Source organism: Streptomyces sulfonofaciens (genome assembly GCF_014656295.1).
GTDB classification, from domain to species: Bacteria; Actinomycetota; Actinomycetes; order Streptomycetales; family Streptomycetaceae; genus Streptomyces; species Streptomyces sulfonofaciens.
In genome coordinates this window covers 1-1873 of record NZ_BNCD01000064.1, presented here as the reverse complement: position 1 = coordinate 1873, position 1873 = coordinate 1, and the positions used below count along the sequence as shown (strand labels likewise).

Genomic DNA, 1873 nt, shown 5'->3' with positions numbered 1-1873 from the left:
AGGCGAACCCCAGCCCACACCCCGACACCACCGCCCTCGTCCCCACCGTCATCCCCACCCAACGCCACGACCGGCCGGGGGCGCACGCAGTGCTGGCGGCGCTGGGCACTGCGCACGTGCACGGTGTCGCGGTCGCCTGGGACCGGGTCTTCCCGGGCCCGGGCCGGCACGTCGACCTGCCGTCGTACGCCTTCCAGCGCGAGCGGTTCTGGGTGGTCAGACCCAAGGGACAGGCGGATCCGGACAGTCTGGGGCTGGCGAGCGCGGGGCATCCGCTGCTGGGGTCGACGTTGGAACTGGCGGAGGGCGACAGCCGGGTGTTCGCCGCCCGGTTGTCGTCGGCGACCCACCCATGGCTCGCCGACCATGCGGTGAGCGGCACCGTGCTGCTGCCGGGCACGGCCTTCGTCGAGCTGGCGTTGCACGCCGCCGCGCGCACCGGCGCCGACCACGTCTCCGAACTGACGCTGCACGCGCCGCTGGTCCTGCCTGAGCAGGGCACGGTCCAGCTCCAGGTGGTGGTGGGCGCCGCCGCCGACGGCGCACGGACGATCACCATCCACTCCCGCCCGGGCGCGGGGGCCGAGGCCACCGACGAGGAGCCCTGGACCCGGCATGCCACGGGTGTGCTCGCCGCGGGCCCGGCCGAGCCGCCCGAGGTGCCCGTGGACCTGTCCGTCTGGCCGCCCGAGGGCGCCAGACCCGTCGACGTGTCGGACCTGTACAGCGAACTGTCCCTGCACGGCTACGAGTACGGCCCGCTCTTCCAGGGGGTCCAGGCCGCCTGGCGCGGCGACGGGGCCGTCTTCGCGGAGGTGCGCCTCCCGGACGAAGGGGCCGCCGAAGGCTTCCACCTCCATCCGGCGCTGCTGGACGCCGTGCTGCACACCAGCGTGCTGGACGGCATCCGGGAGTCCGAGGACGACGGCGGGGTGCGCCTGCCGTTCTCCTGGAGCGGTGTCACCCTGCGCACCGCGGGCGCCTCCGTGCTGCGCGCACGCCTCGTGACCGATGCCGACGGCGAGCTGTCGATCCAGCTCGCGGACGGCACCGGGGCGCCGGTCGCCGCCGTCGCGTCACTGGCGACCCGTGCGGTCCGGCCCGATCTGCTGGGCGGGTCGGGGGCGTCCGCCCGCGGTCTGCTGCACACCCTGGAGTGGGCTCCCGTCGTGCCCGACGGCGCGGTCGTCGGCTCGTACGCGCTGCTGGGCGCTGACACGTTCGGGCTGCGGGCCGTGCTGGACGCGGTCGGGGTGCCGGGACGGGGCTACGCGGATCTGGCGGAACTGTCCGCCGCGGTGGCCGAGGGTGCCGCGGTGCCGGAGGTCGTCCTTGCGGCCAGGAGCGGGCCGGCCGGTGACGTGCCGGCGGCCGAGCACGCCGCCGAGGCACGCGCCCTCGCCCGGGACACTCTCCTCCTCACCCAGCGGTTCGTCGCCGACGAGCGGCTGAGCGGTGCGAAGCTCGCCTTCGTCACCCGCGGTGCGCTGGCCGCCACCGCCGACGACCCGGTCACCGATCCGGCCGCGGCACCCGTGTGGGGCCTGATCCGCTCCGCGCAGTGGGAGGAGCCCGGACGGCTGCTGTTGATCGACGTGGACGCCACGGAACCCGGCGCCTTGGCGCTGCCCGCCGTACTCACCGGACGGCACCCCGAGGCCCTCGTCCGTGGCGGTACCGTACACGCCCCGCGCCTCGCACGGACGAACGTGGAACCGTCCGGGAGCGGTGCACCGGTGGAACCGTTCGACGGGGAGGGAACGGTGCTGGTCACGGGTGGTACCGGGACGCTGGGTGCGTTGCTGGCGCGGCATCTGGTGGCCGAGCACGGTGTGCGGCATCTGCTGCTGACCAGCAGGCGGGGGCCCGCGGC

Annotated in this window: 1 protein-coding gene; it reads left to right on the top strand. The window is 75.3% G+C overall.

Annotated features, from left to right (window positions below):
• Window positions 1-1873 (top strand): SpnB-like Rossmann fold domain-containing protein (locus tag IE313_RS34565; RefSeq protein WP_189939331.1); only part of this gene is annotated, 1873 nt, incomplete at both ends.